Source organism: Sphingobium sp. D43FB (genome assembly GCF_002312805.1).
GTDB lineage: Bacteria > Pseudomonadota > Alphaproteobacteria > Sphingomonadales > Sphingomonadaceae > Sphingobium.
The window spans coordinates 1-1,115 of the sequence record NZ_NMUA01000139.1; the positions used below are offsets into that span (position 1 = coordinate 1).

1 protein-coding gene is annotated in these 1,115 nt (G+C 64.6%); it reads right to left on the reverse strand.

What is annotated here, in order from left to right:
* Positions 1-12: 12 nt before the first annotated feature.
* Positions 13-1,115 (reverse strand): IS3 family transposase gene (locus SxD43FB_RS23680; RefSeq protein WP_255245889.1). Its coding sequence is split into 2 segments (ribosomal slippage), with 1,104 coding nucleotides annotated over them: positions 13-902 and positions 902-1,115; the frame shifts between segments, so codons are not numbered across the junction. This gene is flagged as partial in the annotation.

Below are 1,115 nucleotides of genomic sequence, written 5' to 3' on the forward strand. Positions count from 1 at the left end.
TGTTGTTGCCCCCTAAAGGCCGGACAGTTCCTCACGGGTTGAACGTTCGATAAACTCTCTTGGCGATCTGTAGCCGAGAGCGCGATGCGGATGCACGCGATTATAGTGGTCGAGCCATTTTGGCAGCTGGTCGATGACGGCCTGTGCGTTGGGTCGCGGGCTGACGCGGGCGTAGTCTCGTTTGAGGGTCCGGACGAAAGCCTCGGCCATTCCGTTGCTCTGCGGACTTTCGACCGGCGTGGTGCGTGGTGCCAGGCCGATGTCGCGCGCGAAGCGCCTTGTATCTTGGGCAGTGTAGCAGCTGCCGTTATCAGTCAGCCATTCGATGGTGTGGGGCAGCTTGTTCACCTGGCCGAAGCGATGCTCGACGGTGGCAACCATGAGGTCGCGCACGTCCTCGGCGGTGATGCCGCCGGTAGTGGCTACATATCCCATCGCCTCCCGGTCGCAGCAGTCGAGGGCGAAGGCGACGCGGACCTTCTCGCCATTGTCGCAGCCGATCTCGAGGCCGTCCGAACACCAGCGTGTATTGCGGGTGACGACGGCGATCTTGCCGTCATGCCGGCGTTCCTCGCGGCGTCCGGCGTGGCGCTGGAGCAGTAAGCCATGCAGCTTCATGACGCGGTAGACGCGCTTTGGATTGGGCGCTGCGCGTCCGTTTTTTTCCGCCTCGCGGCGCAGCAGGGCATGCACGCGCCGATAGCCATAGGTTGGCAGGTCGGCGATCAGCCTGCGGATATCGGCGGCGAGTTCGGCGTCGGGCAAGGGCGGACGCCCGCGACGCTGTCGTTCTGCTGGTCGTTGCATTGCGGAGAGATGCGGTCGTGACATGCCGACGGCATTTGCAACCGCGCTCACCGTCCACCCTCGGGCCACGAGGTCGAGCGCAACAGCTGTTTTTTTGGGCCTGCGGCCCGGGAGACAGCCTCGCGCAGCAGTTCGTTCTCCATCGTCTTCTTGCCGAGCAGGCGCTGCAGTTCGCGGACTTGCGCCTCAAGCGCGCGGTAGTCGGATGCGGCCACAACTTCCTCGCCGGCCGCAGCGGCTGTGAGTGCGCCCTGAGTCATCAGCCGTCGCCAGGTGAATAGCTGGTTGCCCGCGATGCCATGGCGGCG